At 61.5% G+C, this 21,839-nt stretch carries 21 protein-coding genes; 10 read left to right on the top strand and 11 right to left on the bottom strand.

Annotation, left to right across the window (positions count from 1 at the left end; all coding sequences use genetic code 11):
- Positions 1-224 precede the first annotated feature (224 nt).
- The 3 genes from PWJ82_RS04970 to PWJ82_RS04960 form a co-directional block, all read right to left on the bottom strand.
- Positions 225-842, bottom strand: coding sequence for an RloB family protein (locus PWJ82_RS04970; RefSeq protein ID WP_274735580.1), 618 nt, complete (start codon positions 840-842; stop codon positions 225-227).
- A 9-nt stretch (positions 843-851) separates the two neighbouring features.
- Entirely contained in the window at positions 852-2,171 is a 1,320-nt protein-coding gene (locus PWJ82_RS04965) for an AAA family ATPase (protein ID WP_274735579.1), read from the bottom strand.
- 481 nt (positions 2,172-2,652) lie between these two features.
- Positions 2,653-3,351 carry an adenylate cyclase gene (locus tag PWJ82_RS04960; RefSeq protein ID WP_274735578.1) on the bottom strand — a complete coding sequence of 233 codons (699 nt, stop codon included), beginning with the start codon at positions 3,349-3,351 and terminating at the stop codon, positions 2,653-2,655.
- Positions 3,352-3,427: 76 nt separating this feature from the next.
- Between PWJ82_RS04960 and ilvA the strand changes: the two genes are divergently transcribed.
- Entirely contained in the window at positions 3,428-4,753 is a 1,326-nt protein-coding gene (ilvA, locus tag PWJ82_RS04955; RefSeq protein ID WP_274735577.1) for a threonine ammonia-lyase IlvA, read from the top strand.
- Positions 4,754-4,852: 99 nt separating this feature from the next.
- Entirely contained in the window at positions 4,853-5,527 is a 675-nt protein-coding gene (locus PWJ82_RS04950; RefSeq protein ID WP_274735576.1) for a 1-acyl-sn-glycerol-3-phosphate acyltransferase, read from the top strand.
- 57 nt (positions 5,528-5,584) lie between these two features.
- On the opposite strand, the gene PWJ82_RS04945 is transcribed toward PWJ82_RS04950, so the two are convergent.
- Positions 5,585-6,952 carry an alpha/beta fold hydrolase gene (locus PWJ82_RS04945; RefSeq protein ID WP_274735575.1) on the bottom strand — a complete coding sequence of 456 codons (1,368 nt, stop codon included), beginning with the start codon at positions 6,950-6,952 and terminating at the stop codon, positions 5,585-5,587.
- Between the two features lie 139 nt (positions 6,953-7,091).
- On the opposite strand from PWJ82_RS04945, the gene PWJ82_RS04940 reads away from it, so the two are divergent.
- The 6 genes from PWJ82_RS04940 (at position 7,092) to PWJ82_RS04915 (ending at position 11,960) form a co-directional block, all read left to right on the top strand.
- Positions 7,092-7,346 (top strand): 50S ribosomal protein L7/L12, encoded by a 255-nt coding sequence (locus tag PWJ82_RS04940; protein ID WP_274735574.1) that lies wholly within the window; start codon positions 7,092-7,094, stop codon positions 7,344-7,346.
- A gap of 242 nt (positions 7,347-7,588) precedes the next feature.
- Positions 7,589-8,428: an aldo/keto reductase gene (locus PWJ82_RS04935; RefSeq protein WP_274735573.1), complete on the top strand. Its 840-nt coding sequence runs from the start codon at positions 7,589-7,591 to the stop codon at positions 8,426-8,428.
- Between the two features lie 176 nt (positions 8,429-8,604).
- Entirely contained in the window at positions 8,605-9,408 is an 804-nt protein-coding gene (gene thiD, locus PWJ82_RS04930) for a bifunctional hydroxymethylpyrimidine kinase/phosphomethylpyrimidine kinase (RefSeq protein ID WP_274735572.1), read from the top strand.
- Between the two features lie 3 nt (positions 9,409-9,411).
- The gene (locus PWJ82_RS04925; RefSeq protein ID WP_274735571.1) at positions 9,412-9,978 is read left to right on the top strand and encodes a YdcF family protein; all 567 of its coding nucleotides are present in this window, start codon (positions 9,412-9,414) and stop codon (positions 9,976-9,978) included.
- Positions 9,979-10,017: 39 nt separating this feature from the next.
- Positions 10,018-10,740: an HD domain-containing protein gene (locus PWJ82_RS04920; RefSeq protein ID WP_274735570.1), complete on the top strand. Its 723-nt coding sequence runs from the start codon at positions 10,018-10,020 to the stop codon at positions 10,738-10,740.
- Positions 10,737-11,960, top strand: coding sequence for a serine hydrolase domain-containing protein (locus tag PWJ82_RS04915; protein ID WP_274735569.1), 1,224 nt, complete (start codon positions 10,737-10,739; stop codon positions 11,958-11,960). The genes PWJ82_RS04920 and PWJ82_RS04915 overlap by 4 nt, the downstream gene beginning before the upstream one ends.
- Before the next feature lie 97 nt (positions 11,961-12,057).
- Here the strand turns inward: PWJ82_RS04915 and dnaB are convergent, their stop codons facing one another.
- Complete coding sequence (gene dnaB / locus PWJ82_RS04910; RefSeq protein WP_274732598.1) at positions 12,058-13,422, bottom strand: replicative DNA helicase; 1,365 nt, start codon at positions 13,420-13,422, stop codon at positions 12,058-12,060.
- A gap of 344 nt (positions 13,423-13,766) precedes the next feature.
- Here dnaB and PWJ82_RS04905 point away from each other — a divergent pair, with 344 nt between their 5' ends.
- The gene (locus PWJ82_RS04905) at positions 13,767-15,200 is read left to right on the top strand and encodes an MATE family efflux transporter (RefSeq protein WP_274735567.1); all 1,434 of its coding nucleotides are present in this window, start codon (positions 13,767-13,769) and stop codon (positions 15,198-15,200) included.
- Between the two features lie 336 nt (positions 15,201-15,536).
- Here the strand turns inward: PWJ82_RS04905 and rplI are convergent, their stop codons facing one another.
- The 4 genes from rplI to rpsF form a co-directional block, all read right to left on the bottom strand.
- Positions 15,537-15,992, bottom strand: a complete 456-nt coding sequence (gene rplI / locus PWJ82_RS04900; RefSeq protein WP_016442030.1) for a 50S ribosomal protein L9 — start codon at positions 15,990-15,992, stop codon at positions 15,537-15,539.
- Between the two features lie 11 nt (positions 15,993-16,003).
- Entirely contained in the window at positions 16,004-16,243 is a 240-nt protein-coding gene (gene rpsR, locus PWJ82_RS04895) for a 30S ribosomal protein S18 (protein ID WP_016442031.1), read from the bottom strand.
- A 161-nt stretch (positions 16,244-16,404) separates the two neighbouring features.
- Complete coding sequence (locus PWJ82_RS04890) at positions 16,405-16,959, bottom strand: single-stranded DNA-binding protein (protein ID WP_274735566.1); 555 nt, start codon at positions 16,957-16,959, stop codon at positions 16,405-16,407.
- A 57-nt stretch (positions 16,960-17,016) separates the two neighbouring features.
- Entirely contained in the window at positions 17,017-17,307 is a 291-nt protein-coding gene (gene rpsF, locus PWJ82_RS04885) for a 30S ribosomal protein S6 (RefSeq protein ID WP_016442033.1), read from the bottom strand.
- A gap of 287 nt (positions 17,308-17,594) precedes the next feature.
- Between rpsF and PWJ82_RS04880 the strand changes: the two genes are divergently transcribed.
- Positions 17,595-18,266, top strand: coding sequence for a TetR/AcrR family transcriptional regulator (locus tag PWJ82_RS04880; RefSeq protein WP_274735564.1), 672 nt, complete (start codon positions 17,595-17,597; stop codon positions 18,264-18,266).
- Positions 18,267-18,337: 71 nt separating this feature from the next.
- Here PWJ82_RS04880 and PWJ82_RS04875 read toward each other — a convergent pair whose 3' ends face one another.
- Both PWJ82_RS04875 and PWJ82_RS04870 read right to left on the bottom strand, forming a co-directional pair.
- A complete protein-coding gene (locus PWJ82_RS04875) occupies positions 18,338-19,423 on the bottom strand; it encodes a hypothetical protein (protein ID WP_274735562.1) in 1,086 nt (361 codons plus the stop codon).
- A gap of 68 nt (positions 19,424-19,491) precedes the next feature.
- Positions 19,492-21,756 carry a transglycosylase domain-containing protein gene (locus tag PWJ82_RS04870; RefSeq protein ID WP_274735561.1) on the bottom strand — a complete coding sequence of 755 codons (2,265 nt, stop codon included), beginning with the start codon at positions 21,754-21,756 and terminating at the stop codon, positions 19,492-19,494.
- Positions 21,757-21,839: the final 83 nt, after the last annotated feature.

Below are 21,839 nucleotides of genomic sequence, written 5' to 3'. Positions count from 1 at the left end.
CTGGGAAAAAGCACGTTCAAGAATCCCTGACGGCATCGCGTGTGAACTGTTAGAGTTAGCGCGCGATCACGGCCGCATCGCACAACGATTCATATCGTGCGATGCGGTTATAACAATGCCACGAGAAGACGGAGAGGAATTCCCTCGAAATTATTATGTGGCGGCGCTGGCACGTGCCTTAGAAGCAGAACCCGGCATTAGGGCGGAATGGACTACTCCGACCGTCATGGACCTTCGGAAGCCGCGATAATTTCGTAGGCGACGATAAATTCGTAGATCTGCGAGCATCCCAGCTGTTCGTAAAGAGACACCCCGGGAGCGCGTGTCGTTTGCTCCCGGGTTTGCGCGTTACGAACCGCATCCGCGAGTAGCGGGCGAAGCGTGTCCTGCACCGCCTTGATTGCCTGACCCTTGCTATATGTGGGTACATACTTCCGCACCTCGTCGAGTGCCTGCGCCGCTGTCTTAGCCCTGGGGTGAGGATCAAAATGGAGAGTCAGCCACGTTTCGAAGCATGGGTTCGAGACGAGCACGTGGTGATTCGCGTGCCCGTTCATCCACTCTGAGAGCATGTCCCACCCTGAAGAATCAAGCGTATCGCCATCCAGGATGATCCAGGCATGCTCCCCTTTTTCCAGCGGATACTTCTGAAGCTCCCCGCGCATTTTCCGCAACAGCTGTTTAACAGAACCCTGTTTACCGACCGATACAGGCGTGTACGCGAGGGAACGATCAGCGGCAATGAGCGACGCAATATATAGGCGCTCGGTAGCACCCTCAGAGGCAACGACAACTCGCTTACGGTGTTTGCGGACAGGCCGCTGATTTCGTTTCCGCGCCATCTTCCGCTCCTAAATCTTTCTAGGAAGCGCTCCGACGCGGCCACTCAGATAGACATCCCGCAAAGACATCCCCTTGCGCAGCTCCTGCGGCGCATAGTCAGAAAGCGCCACGAGCTCGGATGCTTGGCCTGCGCCGTCGACCTTTTCCGTCAGCCACACCTCATCCCGGCGAATCAATTCCTGATCGAGTAGCTCCGTTTCATGCGTCGTAAAAATCAGCTGCGTGTGCGTATCCTTGGAGCACCCCTCCAAATAGCGTTCCACCAAAAGCCGGGTCAACGCGGGGTGAAGCGAGCGTTCCAACTCATCCACCACATAAACACGGCGAACGCCCGGTGTCTGCAAATCAAGAAGCATCGGGAGGAGGTCAATGAACCTCTGGGTGCCGTCCGACTCCTCGAGAATGTCGAAAGTGACGCCCTCAGCATGCAGAGTTTTTAGAGCCCTCACCGTCATCTCTTCCGGTGAGTCTTCTTTCTGCGTAAAGAGATATCGCTCTTTATACGCCGAAGCGAGAACATCCCTACCACCAGCGACGATCTCCATAATCTCCATGAGCTCTTTCGGCGTGAAAGGAACCCGCGATAGATCCACTTCCTGCGTGAAGAGCGATTGAATTCCGGTGTCACTTTGAGAAAGTACCGCAGAAATAGATCCACGGAACGCAGAATCACTGTCAAGATTGCCAAGTAAAGGTATGTATTGGGAATCCGGCTCGACGATCTGCAAAGTATCGAAGAACCACCGAAAGGCCGCCTGGATGAAAGCCGGTGCACGATCATCACGCCCGATTACTCCCAAAAGCGACGTACTCTGATACACCGTTTTCCCGAAGGAAAGCAGCACGTCATCCCCGCAATACTTCTCCCCAAACGTAACGGAAGACGCGGGGTACCCCTGCGGGTTACTCCGTTCAAAAACCAGATCGAGGCTGCCATCGAAAAGAACCTGATGAAGAGACTCTTTTACCACACGTGCATTCGTTGCAGCCACGTGATACCGCGCGATTTTCTCACGTCCACCCACCGGAACCGAGTATTCAATCGTAAATTCACACGGCAGCTTGGCATGCTCCCCAAAAGCGTGTGGAGTGAGCGGTTCGCGGGTATCCTGCCGAACCGAAATAAGCCCGCGGAGCGCCTTGAAAGCACGGACTAAGGCCGATTTCCCCGAGGCGTTCGGGCCGAAAATCATGGTGAGTGGAAGCCACCGGGCACGTTGAAAATGCATCAGCGTTTCCGAATGCTGCCGCTCCCTGGTGGCTTGTAAATCTAACGTTGCCTCATCCCTAAACGAAGCAAAATTCTTGACAGTAAAGCTCCTCAGCACCCTCTCACCCCCTACAGCGGTTGTAGTAAGAATCTTACTACAACCGCATTACATTTAGGGAACAGTCCAAGATAGCGACACACCATCACAAGACCCGCTTTTATCTATCAGCCTAATTTCTTAACAAGTCGAGCGACTTTGAAAATAAAGAGGGGCGGCGTTTGCACCCCCCCCCTCAACGGCAGGATTAAGCAACCCGCTCACCTCAGGTTGAGTGATACACATGCCGTGGTGTGCACGCCAATATGGCGACACAGGTCCGTTAATGTAACAACGGGTGAGTACTTGTATAAGTCTAAACGCATGCGCAACAATGCTTGCTGTTTTGAGACGCCCCCGGCCGTGCCATTACTCACATTCAACGGGAATTCAACGATATTCCGGCCATGCACCCGCGTCTACATGCCCCATAGGTCTCGTTTCAGTACGCCATATCGGAACTGAAATAAGCAATGCTACTTCGGCTCAGGAAATAGCGCGCTCACGCACCTTCACCCTCGCGTTCGCGCTGCTGCGGCGTGCGCAAGTCCAGGAAATGCGGCCCGCGCGCATCCAGCTCCTCCATATAGGCCGCACCCCATTGCATCCACGGATCCTTGGAAAGATGGTCATTGGTGAAACGCAGATCGTCCGAAACCTCAGTGGCGCAAAAATCCGGAATTTTCAGATCCACCACCGGCGCGCGCCGCTCCACTTCCGCGATAATGAGCCCCGCGTTTTGCCCGCCAAAAGCATCGAATTCCCAGCCGTCCTCATCAATCCACAGGGAGAAACGATTCTTGAGGACCAGGTCCACCGAGCGCCGCAGAATCTGCACGGCCACATCGGTATCAATTTCCATTTCCTTCTCGTAGCGTTCCGCGCTCACCACCGGGGATTTCACCGCCACCGAGGCGCTCGCCGGGCATCCCGCCCCCAGCATCCGCGCGAGCGCACGGCGTTCGTAACCACCGCGGAAATCTGCAGCGTCGTCGAACTCATCAAAAGGCACAAACGCATCGGGGAAACGCACCCGCACCCGCACCGCGTAACCGTCTTGCGCGAAGGTGTATGCCTGGATGATGACCTGGGTGGAAGCGTGCTCGGCAACGTCGTCGGGGAGCTCACGCACCAGGAATTTACGTTCGAATTCGAAATCAGCGTCCGCGTCGACGCCAGGGCCGTGGCCGGGTTCCATCATGCTTCCATCGTAGACGCGCGCACCCACGTGGTGAAACAGCCACGCCATCGCACCCGCATCCCGGCACAATAGGAGGATGACTCAATTACCTTCACCCGAGCTCATCGCCGCAGCCGCCCGCACCCTCGCGGGCACAGTGCGCCGCACCCCGCTGCAGCTATCAGAGCGCCTCTCCGCCGCCCTCGGACGGCCCGTTTACCTCAAACGCGAAGATACGCAGGTTGGGCGCAGCTATAAAGTCCGCGGAGCATACAACGCGATTCACGCGCTCGGGGAGAAGGAACGCGCCGCCGGGGTGGTGTGCGCATCGGCCGGCAATCACGCGCAGGGCGTGGCGTACGCCTGCAACCACCTGCGGATTCACGGCAAGATTTTCCTGCCCGCCACCACTCCGCGCCAGAAACGCGAACGGATCCGCGATATCGGGGGCGCCTGGGTGGAACAGATTATTGGCGGGCCTACGTTCGACGCCGCAGCCGGCGCCGCCTTGGCTTACGCCTCTGAGCGCGGTGCGACCTTTGTGCATCCTTTCGACGCCGCCCCGATTATCGCCGGGCAGGGCACCGTCATCGCCGAAGCTTACGAACAGTGTGTGGAGCAAAGCGGACAGGAACCCGAAGCGGTACTGGTGCCGGTGGGCGGCGGTGGGCTGCTGGCCGGCACCGCGATCTGGGTGAAAAACGCACACCCGCAGACCCGCGTGATCGGGGTGGAACCCACCGGTGCCGCCTCCATGCAGGCCGCTCTGGCCGCGGGCGGGCCGGTCACCCTGGACTCCGTTGATAATTTCGCGGACGGCACCGCGGTGGCGCGCGTGGGAGACCTCACCTACGCCGCGGCGCGCGACCTGGTGGACGGCTTCATCACCGTGCCCGAAGGCGCGCTGTGCACCGAAATGCTCAACCTCTACCAGGTGGACGGCATTATTGCCGAACCTTCCGGCGCGCTCGCCCCGGCCGCGGTGGGGCGCCTGAACACCCTGGTCGAAACCCGCGTTAGTGGGAACGACGACGCCGCTCTCTCCGGCAGTGGCGCCGATCCCGCCGCCACGCCACGCCCGCTCATCGCGGTGATTTCGGGTGGGAATAATGACGTGTCCCGCTATGCCGATATTTTGGAACGTTCGATGGTCTACGAAGGGCTGCGCCACTACTTCCTGGTGACCTTCGCCCAGAAACCCGGAGCGCTCAAGGAATTCCTCGACCGCGTGCTCGTGGCCGACGAAGACATCGTGTACTTCGAATACACGAAGAAAACCAACCGTGAAACCGGCCCGGCGCTGGTCGGTATCGATATCCAACACCCGGAAAACCTGGCTGACCTGCTGGATCGCATGGACCGCTCCGGGATTGATATTCACAAGGTCGAACCCGGATCGCCCGAATTCCGTTTCTTTATCTAGGGCCGGCACCTGGCCGGCGCTGCGTCGTCGTGCTTAAAAGCGCTGCGCAAGAAGCGGGTACAATACCGGCCAGACGCCACCCTCCGCGAAAGGACCCCCATGGCATTCCGTAGCGCCGCCGCGCGCATTTTCCGCGCCTGCTCCCGTTGGACGTTTGTGCACGAACCCCTCGCGTCGAAAACGATCCTCATTGGCGCCCCGCATTCCTCCAATTGGGATGGCATTTACGATATTGTCGCGTTTTGGAGTTACGGGCGCTCCATGAAATTCCTGGTCAAAAATTCGCTCGTGCAGGCCCCGGTGCTGGGTGCGGTGGTGCGCGCTGTCGGTGGAATTTCAGTGGATCGCAAGCATCCCAGCGGAATCGTGGGCTCGCTGCTCGAACAGGCCGAACGCAGCGAAGAATTCTGCGTGGCGCTCGCACCGGAAGGCACCCGGAAGGACGTTCAGTACTGGAAGTCCGGTTTCTACCGTATGGGCCTGGCCGGGCGCCTACCCATCACCCTCGGCTTCATTGATTCGCGCACTAAAACGTACGGGTGGTGGAAGCACCTGTATCTTTCCGGCGACGTCGAGGCAGATATGGACATCATCCGCGATTTTTACCGCGATTTCGTGGGGAAGAACGGCATCAAGCGCTCGGTGCCGCGTTTGCGCGCTGAGGACGACGCCGCAGCCCGCGCCCACCTCCTCGACGGCATCGACCTGGACGAAGCGCGCGCTTTTGCGATTCGGATGAATCGGGAAACCGGCGGGGTGGGGATTACCGAGTAGCGGCCGGGACCTACCGCGGTGGCGCGGCGTGAGCGGCCGGGGCCGCTGAGCTACCGTTTACCGCGCCCGGTGCACCGCCTCGAGCAGCGCACTGATCACGGTATGCGGATCGCGGCCCAGCGCATCGTGCTGGTAATCATCACTGACCAGCGCGGTCAGGCCGCGGATCCGCCCCGCGGTTTCCAGGGAAATATCGGCCGGCACGTACATATCCTCACGGAAAATCCACGCCGCCACCGGCACCTGGTTGCCACCCAGCACATCCGGGCGATACAGATCATGCCAGGACGTGCGGAAGGCCAGCTCATTAGCCGCCCCGCGCAGCGGAAGCAGCGCCGGATCCTGCTCGAACTGCCAGGGGAAAACACTTTCCCCGGAGAAACGGAAGCCCAGCCCTTCCTTGCGCAGATCAGTTTCACCCACCCCGCCCATCGCGAGCGCGGGGATAGCAAATTCGGGGAATTCCCCGCGGACCCGGTGCGCGGCCCAGGCCAGCGGGCCGGTGCCGGATTGTGCATAAATGGCTTCCTGGAGCGCGAAATAGAGCGGGGCGCGCGCGGCGGACACCGCTTCGCCCACGCGCTGAAGGAAACCGGGGCGTAGCCGGCGTTGCCCGCGGAAGGACCAGACAGGGTCTTCAAGCAGGTAGTGGAGCTGCTCAAAGCCGTAGGTGAAGCCGAGGCGCTGGCCGAGCTGGCGGAACCGCGCCGGGGTGAGGCGCTCCCCGGTAGGCAGGATTTCTTCCACATCCGCCAGGTGGGTGGCGATATACCAGGCGGTATCTTCGTCATTCGGGTAGCGCTCGAAATAGGCGCGATGCCGGGCGGCCAGCCGCGGGAAAGTCTGCCGGTACACGGCTTGCGGGCCCTCGTCCAGACTGGGCAGCCCGCCGGTGATCATGGCTTCGCGCAGCCCCGCGGGTGCGTAGGAAAGATAGGAAACCGCGGCGAAACCCCCGAAGCTTTGCCCCAGCACACTCCACGGTTCATCGCCTTGGAGGTGGCGGCGCAGGTGTTCGGCGTCGTTCACAATAGAGTCCTGGCGGAAACAGGACAGCAGCGCTGCCTGGGCGGCGGGACTGCCGGCCGCGGTAATGGTGAGGGAATCAAGCGGATACGAATTGCCGGTGCCGCGTTCATCGAGCAGGACGAGGCGATAGTGGTTGAGTAGCAGGTCCTGCCAGCCGCTCAGCCCCGCCGGGCGCGGTGCCGCATGACCCGGCCCGCCTTCCAGATACACCAATCGCGGCGCATCCTCGCGGCCGGCCCGCACGATTTCCCGCGCAAACACCGTGATAGTAGCGGGAACATGGGCGATATTTTCATCCGGGGGCAGCTCGGTGAACGCACCAAAGTAATCAAGGGGCACCTGGATGCGGTGCTCGATGACTGTGTAGCCCTGAAAACGATAGGTAACCGCGCTCATACCGTGAAGATTACCTGAGCGAGGCGCAGTTCTCGCCGGCTGTACGGTAGCTCTCATTTCTGCGGGGCCGCGACGGGCGCGAAGTTAGAATAATAAATACGTACGGTTAATGCGAAGGCGGCACGTTCGAGGAGGAACTGTGGGTAAGTGGTTCGATCAAGCTGCGGAAATTGAGCGCTTACGGAAGGAAAATAAACGCCTGCACGCGGTTATCGCGCAGTTGCGGGCGCGGTTGGGAACTGTTTCTGGCGACGACGCCGCAGCTGACTACGGGGTCAGCGCTGAAGAACGCGCTTTGGCCGCCAGCGGGCGCACGGTCGAGGCCATCAAGGCTTACCGCGAGCGCACCGGCGCGGATTTGGTGACCGCCAAAAATGCCATTGATTCGCTCTGAGCTGTGAGTAAGCCACCCGGGCGCCGGGGCGGGTGGCTCGGGGCTTCCCGGTAGCTATAACAGCTACTCTCACATCTACTCTAAAGTACTCTAACATCTGGTGTGAGAGTAGAAATCCGCGCCATAGCAACGTTTTCTCGGGCTCTCCCGGAGCTACTCTAAAACTACTCTAACAATGTTAGAGTAACTGGCCGGGGGCCAGAGTGCGGCTGCGCCGTCGTACCTTCTGCAAGAATAGAGCCATGGCAACAATCCCGCTCCTTCCCCTCAATTCCGGCCATTGGATTCCGCAACTGGGAATCGGAACCTACCGCATGGACGATGCCACCGCGCGCCGGGCCGTGCGCGAGGCACTCGCCATGGGCTACCGGCATATCGACACCGCGCAAATGTACGGCAACGAAGCCGCGGTCGGCCAGGCAATCGCGGAATCCGGCGTGGATCGCGAAGATATTTTCCTCGTCACGAAACTCGATAACCCCAATCACGCCCCGCGCGCCGTGCGGGAAACGTTCGCGCGTTCACTCGCGCAGCTCGGCACCGATTACGTTGATCTTTTCCTCATCCACTGGCCCATGCTCAGCGGCGATTACGTGGAGGCGTACCAGGTCATGGAGGAATTCGTGGCCGACGGGCGCGCCCTGGCGATTGGCGTATCCAATTTCGAGCGTCACCACCTTGAGGCGCTGCGTTTCGCCGCTCATATCCAGCCCGCGGTCAATCAAATCGAAGCGCACCCCTATTTCCAGAACGCCGAGGTCACGCAGTACTGCACCGATGCCGGGATTCGCGTGGAAGCGTGGGCGCCGCTCGCGCGCGGCGCTGTGAACGACGACGCCGTGCTTGCCGAGCTGGCGGCCGCTAAGGGATGCACCGTTGCCCAACTGGTATTGCTCTGGCACCTCTCGCGCGGGCGGATCGTCTTCCCCGGGGCGTCCTCCGCCGCGCACCTGGCTGAAAACCTGGCCTGCCTCGATTTCACTCTCCTCAAAGAAGAAGCCGAGGAGATCGACAATATGGATCGTTTCGAAGCCGGGCGCACCGGGCGCCACCCCGATACCTTCCGGCGCAACGGGGAATAGCGGCTGAGCTGGGCTAATGCCGGAGCTTTGGTGTCCAGCGCATAAAACGTCCAAAAAATATGTCGTAGCCCTTCGCTAGCATAGAAGTGGTGAAAGGCAGGTCACGCCCCGGTGGGTCGGGGCGGAATATCAGGTGAACGTCACCGTGCCAGGAACCCGTAAGGAAAAGGAGCGGAATGTATTTTGCATACACCATCGCCGGGTCTGAAGCTACCGGCGGTGCTGGATTCCAAGTTGATTTGAAGACCTTCCAGCAACTCGGGGTGTACGGCATGGGCACGCTCACGTGTATCGTGTCCTTCGACCCGAAGAATAACTGGAACCATCGCTTCGTGCCCGTCCCTCCGGAAGTGATTAGCGCCCAGATGGAAGCGGCGCTGCGCTCCCAGAATATTCGCACCGCGAAGGTCGGCATGCTCGGCCACCCGGATACTATTGAAGCTGTGCGCGCCGGGCTCGCTTCCCAGGAATGGGACAATGTGGTGGTGGATCCGGTCCTCATCTGCAAGGGTCAGGAACCGGGCCAGGCGCTGGATACCGATAATGCGCTGCGCACCAAGATTCTTCCCTTCGCCACCGTCACCACTCCGAATAATTTTGAGGCTCGTACCCTCTCCGGCTTGGATACGCTGGAAACTGAGGAGGATCTCATCGAAGCCGCCAAGCGTATCGGTGAGCTCGGCCCCAAGTACGTGGTGGTCAAGGGCGGGATTGATTTCCCCGGCCCGGATGCCGTGGATGTGCTCTGGGATGGTGAGAAAGCCACCGTGTACCGCGCCCCGAAGATCGGTGAAGAGCGCGTATCGGGTGCCGGCTGCACCCTGGCCGCAGCCATCACCGCGGAACTGGCCAAGGGCGTGGAGATCCACGAAGCCGTGCAGCGCGCCAAGGATATGGTGACCGCCGGTATTAAGGCCCGCGTGGAAGCCAATACCCCCTTTGCCACCGTGTGGCAGGGCGCTTACCGGGATCAGGACTAGGCCATGCCCGGCATCGATCCGGCCGTCCCGGTCATTATTGTGCTGGGCGGCCGGATCATGCACACCCGCCATGGCTACCTGCCCAGCGGTAGTTTGAAACGCCGCCTTGCACGGGCCCTGGCCGAATATCGCTACGCGCGGTCGCGCGGGGCACGCCCCGCCCTCATCTGCTCGGGCGGGCGGTCCTCACCCAGCGTGCCCAGCGAAGCCCAGGTCATGGCCTCCTGGCTCGCCTCTCGCGGAGTGCCGCGCAGCGCGATCTTGGCAGAAAGCCACTCGCGCACCACCGAAGAAAATATGGGCGATTGCGCCGCGTTGCTCCGCCGGTACGATCCGGTTCCCGGGCTACTGCCCGATGGCACCATCGCCGCGGTCATCGTGACCTCCTGGCAGCACGTACCCCGCGCCCGGTACTTCGCGGTGAAATTCGGATTCAGCCCGGTCATGCGCGGAGCCAGCCTCGCGCCCTCCACCACCCCGAAAGCCCTCATCTGGGAACTGGGCGCGGTGGGGATTTACCTGGCGCGGGTAGTGGCGCGCCGGGTGCGCAAGCGTCGTCGTAGCACTTAAGTACGGAAGGGAGCTGGCGCGGCGTGCCACAATAGAAACGTGACAACGAATCCGTACCTGCGCCCCGCCCTCGCGTTCCTGCGCGAGCACCTGGAAGGCGCCCCGGCCAGCCCGCGCGCCCGCCGCTACCGCTATGAACACTGTTTACGAGTGGCGGCCATCGGGCGCGGAGTTGCCATGTCAGAAGGCTTGGCGGTACATACCCTAGAAATTGCCTGCCTCCTGCACGACGTCGGGAAATTTGATTCCGCCCGCCCGGTAGACCACGGCCGCGCCGGCGCACGCATCATCCGCCCGTTTTTGGCAAGTCTAGGCATGCCGGAAGCGGAGGTCACGGAGATCTGCCAGGGCATCGCCATGCACACCGATGGCCGCAGCGAATATCCGGAAGATTCCCCCGAATACCCCGGCCATCGCGAATATCCGGAAGAAGCCAGCGTGCTGGCGCGCTCGGTTGGCGACTGCGATAACGTGGATCGTTTCAGCGTCTACCGCATCCACGACACCCTGCTGTATCACAATATGGACGCCATGCCGCTCCCGGAACAACTTGATTTTATTGACGGATACCTGGCGCGCCTGGGCCGCGAGCGCCACTACCGCTGCGCCACCCGCAGCGCGCAACGCCTCTGGATTGAAGCGCTGGAATTTCAGGAGTATTACTTTTCCCGGATGCGTGAGCAGCTAGCCAGCGCGCACCCGTATATGGACCTTGCCGAGGGCGAGTCAATACCCTCGGCGCACTCTAGGAGGAATCCATGACAACATTCACGCAGGCGCGCGATTCCATCCGCGGCTCCTACGCCCCGGAATTTGCGCGAGTGGTAGACGCTTTCGCCGCCTCCATCGCCACCAACCAAGATCGCGGCGGGCAAATCGCGGTGCTCTGGCACGGCGAACCCGTGGTCAATATTTACGGGGGCTGGAATCCGCCCGCCGGTGCAAATACCGGAGGCGGGGTGGCCGATGGCGCCGTCGTTGAAGACCCCATCGAGGAACGCACGCCCTACCCTGATAACGCGGTGCAGCTTATTTTCTCCCAAACGAAAGGCCTGACCGGGATTTGCTTCGCGGATTGCGTGGCACGCGGGCTTATCGATCCGGATGCGCGAGTGGCAGATTACTGGCCCGAATTTGCCGCCAATGGCAAAGAAGATATTCGGGTGAGTCAGCTGGCCAGCCACTCCGCCGGCCTGCCCGGTTTTGACCATATTCTGCCCGCGAGCGCACTATTCGATTGGGATCTTATTACCTCCGAGCTCGCCGCCCAGGCCCCACGCTGGGAGCCCGGAACCAAACACGGCTACCACGCACTCTCCATGGGCTATCTGGCCGGAGAGCTGGTGCGGCGGGTTTCCGGCCTCACTCCCAAGCACTACCTGGAAGAAAACTTCCGGGCTCCCCTCAACCTTTCCGTGTGGATCGGTTGCCCCGAATCTGAGCGCTCCCGCATCGCCAAGCATTTCTGGGGGCCTCGCACCCAAGGCTGGGGCGGGGCGCTGCGCCAAGCCCAGGCCGACCCGAAGTCCACAACCTCCTACGCCTACCAGTCCCCGAAGGATACCGATTCGGCCATCACCGACCCGCATTTCCTCGATGCGGAAATGCCCTCTATCAACGGGCATGCTGATGCGCTCTCCTTGGCAACCCTCTACGCGATGTTCTGCGATGGGCGCTATGCGCGCTACGATGCCGAGCTCATTACCGCGGTATCGGCCACCCGAGCCGAAGGCTTCGACGAAGTCCTATGTGATTCGACCTCCCGCTACGGGCTGGTCTTCCAGCTGGGAAGCCAGCGCGAACCCATGCTCTCCCGCGGCAGCTTCGGGCACAATGGGCGCGGCGGCTGCCTTTCCTTCGCGGACCCGGGCACCGGGATCTCCTTCTCCTACGTGGAGAACCAGCTTTCCTCCGAGCCACTGCCGCAGGCGCGCGTCTGCCGGCTGCTGGCCGCGGTGCGAGACAGCCTCGAGTTGGCTTAACTAACCCAGCGGCAGAGTGCCGGTGGTAGAAAAAGTATTTTACGCGGGGGTGCGTTGCAGATCGGCAGCGGCACCCCCGCGATTTTGCTCCACAGGCTTAGTTTTCCGCGAGATTTGCGAAACGCGCATAATGGCCCTGGAAAGCCACCTCTACCGTGCCGGTGGGCCCGGAACGCTGCTTGCCGATAATGACTTCCGCCAGGCCTGCCTTCTCAGAATCCTGGTGGTACATATCATCGCGGTGGATAAGAAGGACGACGTCGGCATCCTGCTCCAGCGAACCCGATTCACGCAGGTCAGCCACCTGAGGGCGCTTATCATTACGCTTTTCCGAATCACGGTTGAGCTGCGCCACCGCAATAATAGGAATTTCCAATTCCTTAGCGAGCAATTTAATCGAACGTGAAAACTCCGAGACTTCCTGCTGGCGCGATTCGGGAACCTTCCCGGCCGAAGCCAAAAGCTGGAGGTAGTCAATCACGATCATCTGAATATCGTGCTGCTGCTTGAGACGCCGCGATTTCGCGCGGATTTCCGGCAAGGTGAGATTCGGAGAATCATCCACAATGAGCGGCGCGGTAGAAATACGTTCGACGGCGCCGGCGACTTTGTCCCAATCCTGCTGTGTCATCTCACCTTTAATCATGCGATCTTGGAACACTCCCGCTTCGGCAGCGAGCAAACGCATCGACAACTCCGTACGGTTCATTTCCAGGGAGAAGTAGACCACCGGCTGGTGGTTATGGATGGCAGCCTGCCGGCAAAAATCCATCGCCAGAGTGGATTTACCCGCACCCGGGCGGGCCGCCACAATAATCATCTGCCCGGCGCGCAGGCCGTTGAGCTTGGCATCCAGGTCGATAAACCCGGTAGCCACACCTTCTAATTGGCCGGCGCGTTCCGCGTTCTTCTCCAGCTCATCCAAAAGCCCGGGAACGATTTCCGCCATCGTGGCGTAGTCCGTGGCCTCACGCGATTGCCCGAGAGAAAAAACTTCTGATTGGGCCATATTAATGAGGCCCATAACATCCGCGCCGTCCGTGGTGTAGCCGAGCTGGGCGATGCGGGTGCCCACTTCCACCAAGCCGCGCAGCTGGGATTGTTCGCGCACAATATTCGCGTAATAACCGGCATTCGCAGCCGTGGGCACCGAAGCAACCAGGGTGTGCAGATACGGCAGCCCGCCGATACGCTCAAGATCCCCGCGCTTCTTGAGTTCCGCACCCACGGTAATGGCATCTGCCGGCTCCCCACGCCCGAAAAGCTCCAGGATAACCGTGAAGACTGTGGCATTTGAGGGATGGTAAAAATCATCGGCGGTCAACACCGTCACCACATCGGCAATGGCATCTTTGGAGAGCAGCATCCCGCCCAAAACAGATTGTTCCGCCGAGAGGTTTTGGGGAGGGGTACGTTCAAAAGATGACCCCTGCATCTTTGCACCGTTATTGACGACGGACATAGCTTCCCTTTCTCGGCGATAGATCTCCACTGGCTTTCGTAACGCGTTTACGAGGTGAATTTCAAGTTAATTCGCCTGCGCGGATGTGTAAACACGCCGGGGTATCCGTGCATAACCGGTGGACAAACTGTGGATAGCTTGGGGATTGTTCACCATTTGTACCCACAACTATCCACAACTGTGGATGGAGTGGGGGAAATCCCCGGTATCCCGTCCCCAAGTTTGTCCACAACTGTGGAAAGATATGACTTCGAGTTCTCCACACACATATGCGGTGATGTCGATCACGTTGAGGCTTTCCTCAAGTAGGCTCGCTCGGGTGTGACTCGGCTAAGCTAGCGGACGTGACGACACCCGACAACCATCCTGACGGCCCCGCTGGGGACCGCGCGAACAGTGCCAACAAAGACGAGTCCTGCACCACTGACTCCGGTACGACCAGCTCCAAGACCCCCACCACCAAGCACGCTATCGACCGCGAGATCGCGCGCCTGGCCCTACCCTCCCTCGGTTCTCTCCTGGCCGAACCACTCCTCGTCGCCACGGATACCGTTATGGTCGGTCACCTGGGCACCGGGCCGCTTGCCGGCCTCGCCCTCGCCTCCACCATCCTCACCACCCTTGTGGGGCTGTGCATTTTCCTGGCCTACGCCACCACCTCCGCCACCGCCCGCTACGTGGGAGCCGGCCGCATGAAAGCCGCCCTGTCCCAGGGCATGGATGGGCTCTGGCTAGCCGGTACCCTGGGCGTGCTGCTCGGAGCGATCCTGGCTATCTGGGCGCCCCAGATTCTGGCGGTCTTTGGGGCGGAGGGAGTCGTTATCACCGAGGGGGCACGCTATTTGCGTTTCTCCGCCGCGGGGCTCCCCGGTATGCTCGTCGTCCTCGCCGCCACCGGAACTCTGCGCGGGCTGGGGAACACCACCACGCCCTTCAAAGTTTCGGTACTCGGCGCACTCGTCAACATTCCCCTCAACTTCGTTTTCATCTACCCGGCCGGGTTGGGCCTGGCGGGAGCCGGAATCGGTACCGCAGCGGCGCAAACGGTCATGGGCGTGGTCCTTACCGGCGTCGTCGTACATCATGCGCGCGAGCACCACGCCCCGCTCGCACCGCGTGGAGTGGGTGTGCTCCGCGCCCTCCACGATTCCGTGCCCCTCATCGTGCGTTCCGCGGTGCTGCGCGTGCTGATCCTGCTGCAAATTACCGGGGCGACCCAACTCGGCACCGAAGCGCTGGCCGCGAACCAAATCACCATGACGATCTGGAATTTCGCCTCCTACGGGCTGGACGCCCTCGCCATGGCCGCGCAGATTCTCGTGGGCCAAGCCTCCGGGGCCGGCGACGAATCACGCCTGCGAACGGTGCTCGGACGCTGCCTGAGCCGCGGCATGAGCGTCGGCGCGGTGCTGGGCGCGGCCACTGTTCTGGCCTCGCCGCTGATCGTGCGGATTATGAGCACCGCGGGGGACGTGCGCTGGCTGGCTTTCTGGGGCCTCCTCGTCATCGCGGTATTTTTCCCCATCGCCTCGGTCGCATTTATTCTCGACGGCGTCCTCATCGGCGCGGGTGATCTTAAAACCCTCGCGTGGATGATGTTTATCCCCCTCGCCCTGTACGGGCCTATGGTGCTCGCTCTGCTGGAATGGACGTCCGGGCAGTCCGGCTTCATCTGGCTGTGGATCGGCTATGCCGGGGTGTGCATGAGCACGCGGGCCCTGCCCATGTACCTGCGGGTACGCGGGGAAAAGTGGGTGCAGCTCGGGAGCTCGAGCTAGGCCATGGCCCAGGGCCGGGGAGGTAGGGCGCCGGACCCGGTATGTGTTTTCCGGGGTGTACTGCGGATGTCGTACATACGAAGTACACCTCCGAAAACACCTAGCACCCCCGCTGGTGCCAGTGTGACTTCTGAGGTTCTTGTGGACGGTGACTCGTGGCCCGTGATTCGTAGAGTACGTGAGACTCGTGGAGCCCGTGGGAGTGCGGACAGGCGTGGTACGGCAACGGGCACGGTAGCAGCGGCAGCACGAAACTTGCCCGGGCAGCACAAAGGCGGGGGAGACCACATCCGGTTCTCCCCCGCCTTCGCGTGCTGATCAGCTAGCTATCAGCTATTACTTCTTGGGTGCGCGCAGCACATCCACCTGGAGGGATGCCGTGACATCCTCATGCACCCGCACCTTGGCGGTGTAGCTGCCCAGGGACTTGATCGGGGAGGCAAGCGTAATCCAACGCTTGTCCACCGGCTTGCCCACGGTTTCGGTGGCGGCTTCGGCGATGTCCTTGGAGGTCACCGCACCGAAGAGGCGGCCGTTTTCACCGGCGGCCTTCTTCACCTGCACCACGGCTTCGTTAAGCGCATCGCGCAGCGCGTGCGCGGCTTCCAGATCGGTGATGGAGCGCTTGCGGCGCGCTTCGGCCATCTGGTCGATCTGCTTCTGGGCACCCTTGGTCCACGGAGTGGCGTAGCCGCGCGGCAGCAGGTAGTTACGGCCGTAGCCGTCCTTGACGGTGACAACGTCACCGGCGGTGCCGAGGCGTTCGACGTCGTGCGTAAGAATGAGCTTCATTATGTGCCTCCTTAGCGAGCGTTGCTCGAGTAGGGAAGCAGAGCCATCTCACGGGCGTTCTTAATCGCCTTGGCGATCTTGCGCTGCTCCTGAACGTTGACACCGGTCACGCGGCGGGCGCGGATCTTGCCGCGGTCCGAAATGAACTTGCGCAGCGTAGCGGTGTCCTTGTAGTCAATATTGCCGACCTTGATGGCCTTCACCGGAGCGGTCTTCCGCTTCAACGGCTTGCGAAGATGTCCCTTCGCCATAGTTGTCTCCTAATGTTGCTGCGACTCGTGCCTAGCGCAATTCCCGCGAATCCCGCGCGTTACACTGCGCGGCGCGCTGCGGGGCGGTAGCCCGAGTCAAAATGTCAATAACTGGTGTGTGCGTAATCCCGAAAATCTAGAACGGAAATCCAGACGAAAATTTAGAACGGGGGCATATCGTCGAAAGCGGAACCGCCCTGCGGGGCTTGCGGCTGCTGGCTCCACGGATCGTAAGCCGAGCCGCCCTGCGGGGCGTTGTAGCTGGCCTGACCCCCGTAGGAGCCCTGCCCGCCCTGGCCGCCCGGGTTCTGGCCGTAGCCACCCTGGTTGCCGCGGTTGTAATTACCGCCGCCGCTGGTTTTCGTAACCTGGGCCTTGGCGTAACGCAGCGAGGGCCCGATTTCATCAACCTGAAGTTCCAGACCTTCGCGCTGTTCCCCGTTCTGGGTCTGGTAACGGTTGACCGTAAGCCGGCCCGTTACCAGCACGCGCATGCCCTTGGACAGCGATTCGGCGACATTCTCCGCGTAGTCACGCCACGCCGAGCACCGCACGAACATTGGTTCGCCATCTTCCCACTGATCAGTTTGGGCATTGCGCTTGCGCGGGGTGGAAGCAACCGTGAAGCTCGCGACCGCCACACCACCTGACGTGAAACGCATTTCCGGATCGGCGGTGAGGTTACCGACGATCGTAATGACCGGTTCGTTTGCCATAATCGCTCCTATTACCCCGTTGTTTTCTCAGATTCGGTTCTTACGCTGGTGGTACGTTTACTTTGCTTCGCGACGCAGGAGCTTGATGCGGAGCACGTCCTCATTGAGGCCGAGCTGGCGGTCAAGTTCGCTTGCAGTTGCGGGAGTCGCCTTCATATCGACGACGACGTAAATACCCTCGGAGTGCTTGTTAATGTCATAAGCAAGCTTCCGGCGGCCCCAAATATCGACCTTTTCCAGTTCGCCGCCCTCATTGGGGACAACCTGGAGCAGCTTCTGAACGTTGGTCGACAAATTACGTTCGTCAACGTTCGGAGAAAGGATGATCATCATCTCGTATTCACGCATGTCTACCCACCTCCTCTGGTCTAAACGGCCGCGGTCCGTCCGCGGCAGAAGGGTTATGCGTTGACCGGCCCGTTCGCATGCTTACGCCCGCGAACAGATAGGTCAGTCCCTCAGTCTAGCCGGTACCGGCAGTGTTTTCCAGATGGTTAAATATGGAGCGGCCCACGCCTTTTCGCCTGTATTTCCGTGAGAATCCCGGCCCTGAACGCAGGGGGAACGGTAGACTTTCCCTAGGTCGCTCCACCGCGATTGTGGCGGCCTACCGGGCACAAACACAGGAGCGAGCTATGAGTGAAGGTGAAGCACCCACCACGCGGGAAAAGCTGCTGGATGCGGCCCGCGCGCAACTTGACCGCGCCGGCGGCGAACAACTTTCTATGCGCGCGATCGCTCGCTCCCTGGAGCTTTCCCCGGGTGCTCCCTACCGCCACGTACGCTCTCGCGAAGAACTCCTCACCGCCCTGGCGGCCGAAGCCTACCGCGACCTGGCCGGAGCGATGCGCCGGGCGGCGGACCAGAAAATATCGGGGCGGGAACGCTGGGTGGCGGCCTGGCGTGCCGCCCACACCTGGGCCCTTGCTTACCCGAATCGTTTCTCGCTTATTTACGGTGCCAGCGCCATTGATTTTTCCAATCCGGAAATGACCACGGCCGCGGCCCTGCGCGTCCCCCTCGAATTGGCTCGCATCGCCAAAGGTGGGCGCAATAAAGCCCTGACCGGCCCGGAAACCCGCGCGCTCGGGGTGGATCTGTGGCGGATTCGCATGACCTTCGGTTCCCTCGATGCGGAACTGGGTGAACTTCCCGACGGCCTCATTGTCTCCGTGATCCGCGCGTGGACGGAACTGGTAGGAACCATCACCCTGGAGATGACCGAAAGATACGCCGGTTTGTTCGACGACCACCTCGGCTACCTCGATACGGTCGCCAACCAGTGGGCGGGCACCCTCCAGCTCTAGGTCACCGTGCAGCTCTAGGTCACCGTTCAGGCAGGCGAAAGGCCCAACTTGAGGCACCCGGTGAACCAGCTTTAGGCCAGCGGTAGGCCGGACTCCGCTCCGGTCACGCGCGCGTGCAGCTCGACCACCTCCGCGGCGCGCCCGGTAGGAGCGGGCCCGAACGCAGCAATGAAGCGCGTGGTGGCGTGGCCGGTGCGGGCGGCGTCGTACTGTGCCAACCATCGTTGCATTTTCTCGCGCGCAACCGGATCGCAGAGCGCCGACGACGCATCGTACTCGGGCCAGCTCACGCTGGGCGCCGCGATCCCAACTCTCCAGGGTTTGGCACTCAGGCGCGCCCGGTACGATTCGTACACGCGGCACAGGCGCATATAGAGCGGGTCGGAACCGAGCTGGTTGAGGATCATCTGCGCTTCCCCGGAGTCCGCGGCAATACCTTCAACCGCCACGATGACGCGGAAACCTTTGAAGGTGCGGTAAACGAAAATCGGCCAGGCCGCATTGAGGCGCGCGAAGTGCTCGATACGGTCAAAGGCAATGAGTTCAGCTTCGATCATGTACTGGCGTACCGGAGCTGTTTCGGTGATGAGCCCCGGGATGGAGGCGGGATCGGGTGCTGCGGGCAATGCGGTAGTCGATGCCGGTTCCGGTGCGGGATCAAAAGCCGATCCGGCGGGCCGCTCCTGTTTCTGCGCGCCGAACCTGAAAAGTCGAGCGAAGAAACCGGGCTTCTTGGGGGATCCTGGCGCATGTTCCCCGGCTCGCCTACCGGCTCGTTTGCGGCCGCGGGCGCGGGCTGCTTCTTCTAATTCGGGAACGTCCACATCCGCGATGAGGATATCCGAGGTATTGAGAACTTCGGCTCCGTAGCGGTTCCGGGTGATCGCACAGGTGGGGGTGCCGTTAACCTCGCTGAGAACAGAAAGAATCTCTTCGCGCAGCGGGGTGCCCGGATAGTATTCCGCGCGAGCTTGCCGTTCGCGGGGAAAATGACCGAGCTCGGTAATGCGATCAACGAGGCGTTGCAGCCGCACCTTCGCGACTTTTTGCGCTTCTTCTTCCGAATTCGCGGACCAGCCCCATTGCGCCACCGTGGCCGGCCCCGAGGTGGTAGATACCGGGGCGCTCTCCCGCGCCCAGAAGGGATAGATCTTCATGTCTCCAGTCTAAAACGCGGGTGGCTCACACTTCGAGAGTGCGGAGCAACCTAGCCCACTAGCCGCACTCACCCGACCGCACCGGGAACGCGCTCACGTTCGGCCGGCTCGGTGGGCAGCGGGATCGTTTCCGTGGGCGGGGCGGGCATCCGGGTGGGCTGCAGCTCCGGGGGCACGGTCGCGCTCGGTTCCGGCTCCTGCGGTGCCTCGGTGGCCGGCGCGGGCTGCTCGGTGGGCTCCGCGCTCGGTTCGGGCGTCGTCGTTACTTCTTCCACCGGTTCGGGGCGCGTGGGGCGGTAGCTGGGGCGCTTGTCCCCAATAAGCTCCGGTTCGGGGAATTTCGGCAAATCCATACCGCCCATAACGGCCTTCATGAAGTCCACCCACATATCCACCGGGTAGCCGTTCCCGCCGATACCCCACGGGTAGGCACCCCAGCCGCCCAGCGATTCCTCCTCACCGTTCGGCCCGATCTGGAACATATTCACCGTGGTAATAATCTTCGGGTTGTAGCCCACGAACCACGCGGATTTCAAGTCCGTGGAAGTTCCGGTTTTCCCGGCCACCTGGAAGCCGAGCCGTCCGGCCCGATCCGCGGTCCCGCGCGGGCCGGTGGGCTCCTGGAGCAGTTCGTTGAGATTATCGGCAACACGCTGGTCGAGCACCCGCTTACCGGCCGTATCCGCACGGTATACCACGGTGCCCTGCGCGTCACGCACCTCGCTGACCAGGTGGAGAGGCACACTCACGCCGCGGTTGGCGAACCCCGCGAACGCCTGGGTGAGTTCCTTATTGGTGGGCGAAGCCGAACCGAGCACATTGGTGAGGGAATTATCCAGGCCCGGCGTGGTCTCCGGGATTCCGGCCTCAATCGCGGCGGCGCGGGTATTGCGCGGCCCCACTTCCTCGTTGAGCTGCGCGTAGTAGGTATTCACCGAGTTCGCGGTAGCTGTGCGCATATTGATATTGCCCATATTGGCGTCGTCGAAATTACTGATCGTGATATCGCCAATTTTCAATTCCGCGGGGGAATTGTAATAGGTGCCGTCGATGGATTTGCCCTGCTTGAGGGCCGCGAGCGCGCCGAAGGGTTTGAATGTTGATCCGGCCTGAGCGCGATCCTGCGTGACGGTATTGCGCTGGCGTTCCTGGTAGTCCGCGCCGGCGTACATCGCGTAAATACCTCCGGTGGAGGGGTCCGCGGAAAGCATGCCCACGTAGTTGTTCTCCGGGCGGTCCTTGGGGAGGGCATTGACGACATCGACCGCGGCCTGCTGCATGGTCGGGTCTATTGTGGTGACAATCGTATAGCCGCCCCGGTTGAGGCTGTCCTCGGTGAACTTTTCCGTGGCGATAAGTTCCTGCTGTGCGGCGGCCAGCAGGTAGCCGTTCGTTCCGCTGAATTGCTTGGCTGCAACATACTCGATGGTCGCGGGCATGGTGGCGGCCGCGGCCTGCTCAGCGGTGATATAGCCGTCTTCGAGCATGCGGTTAATGACACGGTCGAAACGTTGGGCAGCTCGCTCCGGATCAACCGCCGGGTCCCAGGCGGAGGGCGCCGGAATAACCGCGGTGAGGAGCGCGGCCTGGTCCAGGCTCAACTGCGCGGCGGGAATCCCGAAGTAGTTCTGGGCCGCGCTTTCAATCCCGTAGGCGCCGCGCCCGAAGTAAATCGTATTGAGGTAGTTTTCCAGAATGTCCTGCTTGGAGGAATTGCGATCCACCTTGACCGCGAGTACGGCTTCTTTCACTTTGCCGATGTAATCGGTGGTGGTGCCCAGGTAGTAGTTTTCCACGTACTGCTGGGTGAGGGTGGAGCCGCCCTGGCGCGCCCCGCCGCGAATATTATTGACGACGGCGCGCGCGATGCCACCCAGGTCAATCCCGGAATTGGAGTAGAAGGTGCGGTCTTCGGAAGCAACCACCGCATTTCCCACATAATCGGGCAGGGTTTCCAGGGGGACCGGGGTGCGGTTCACCTCGTACATGCTGCCCAATTCGGTGCTGCCATCGCGGTAGTAGAGAGTGGTTTTTTCCGCGGTCGCAATATCATCGGGGCTGGGGACAGGTAGGAAAATGTAGAGGGTCACCAGGGCAACCAGCCCGCCGAAGCCCAGGGTGAAGAACAGCCCGAGCACGAAACGCCACGAGGGAATCCAGCGGTGAATCGGCCCCTTGCCGCGGCGCGGATAATTCCATACGGAGCGCTTGCGGCGCGCGCCAGCGCCCGGTCCGCCCCGGCGCGCTCCGGCACGACCCGCGGGAACTGCGCCGCGCCCAGCTTGCGTGCGCGTGCGCTCCTTCTGTGTCCGACCCGTTCGCGTTCCAGCCATCGTTACTCCCTACCGGCGCGCGGTCGCGCCGCGTATCTAGTCTGCCTCAGGTCACGCGCTCGTGGCTAACCCGCGTGGTCCAA

The organism is Actinotignum schaalii, assembly GCF_028864145.1.
Lineage (GTDB): Bacteria > Actinomycetota > Actinomycetes > Actinomycetales > Actinomycetaceae > Actinotignum > Actinotignum schaalii_B.
This window is presented reverse-complemented; position numbering and strand designations above follow the sequence as displayed.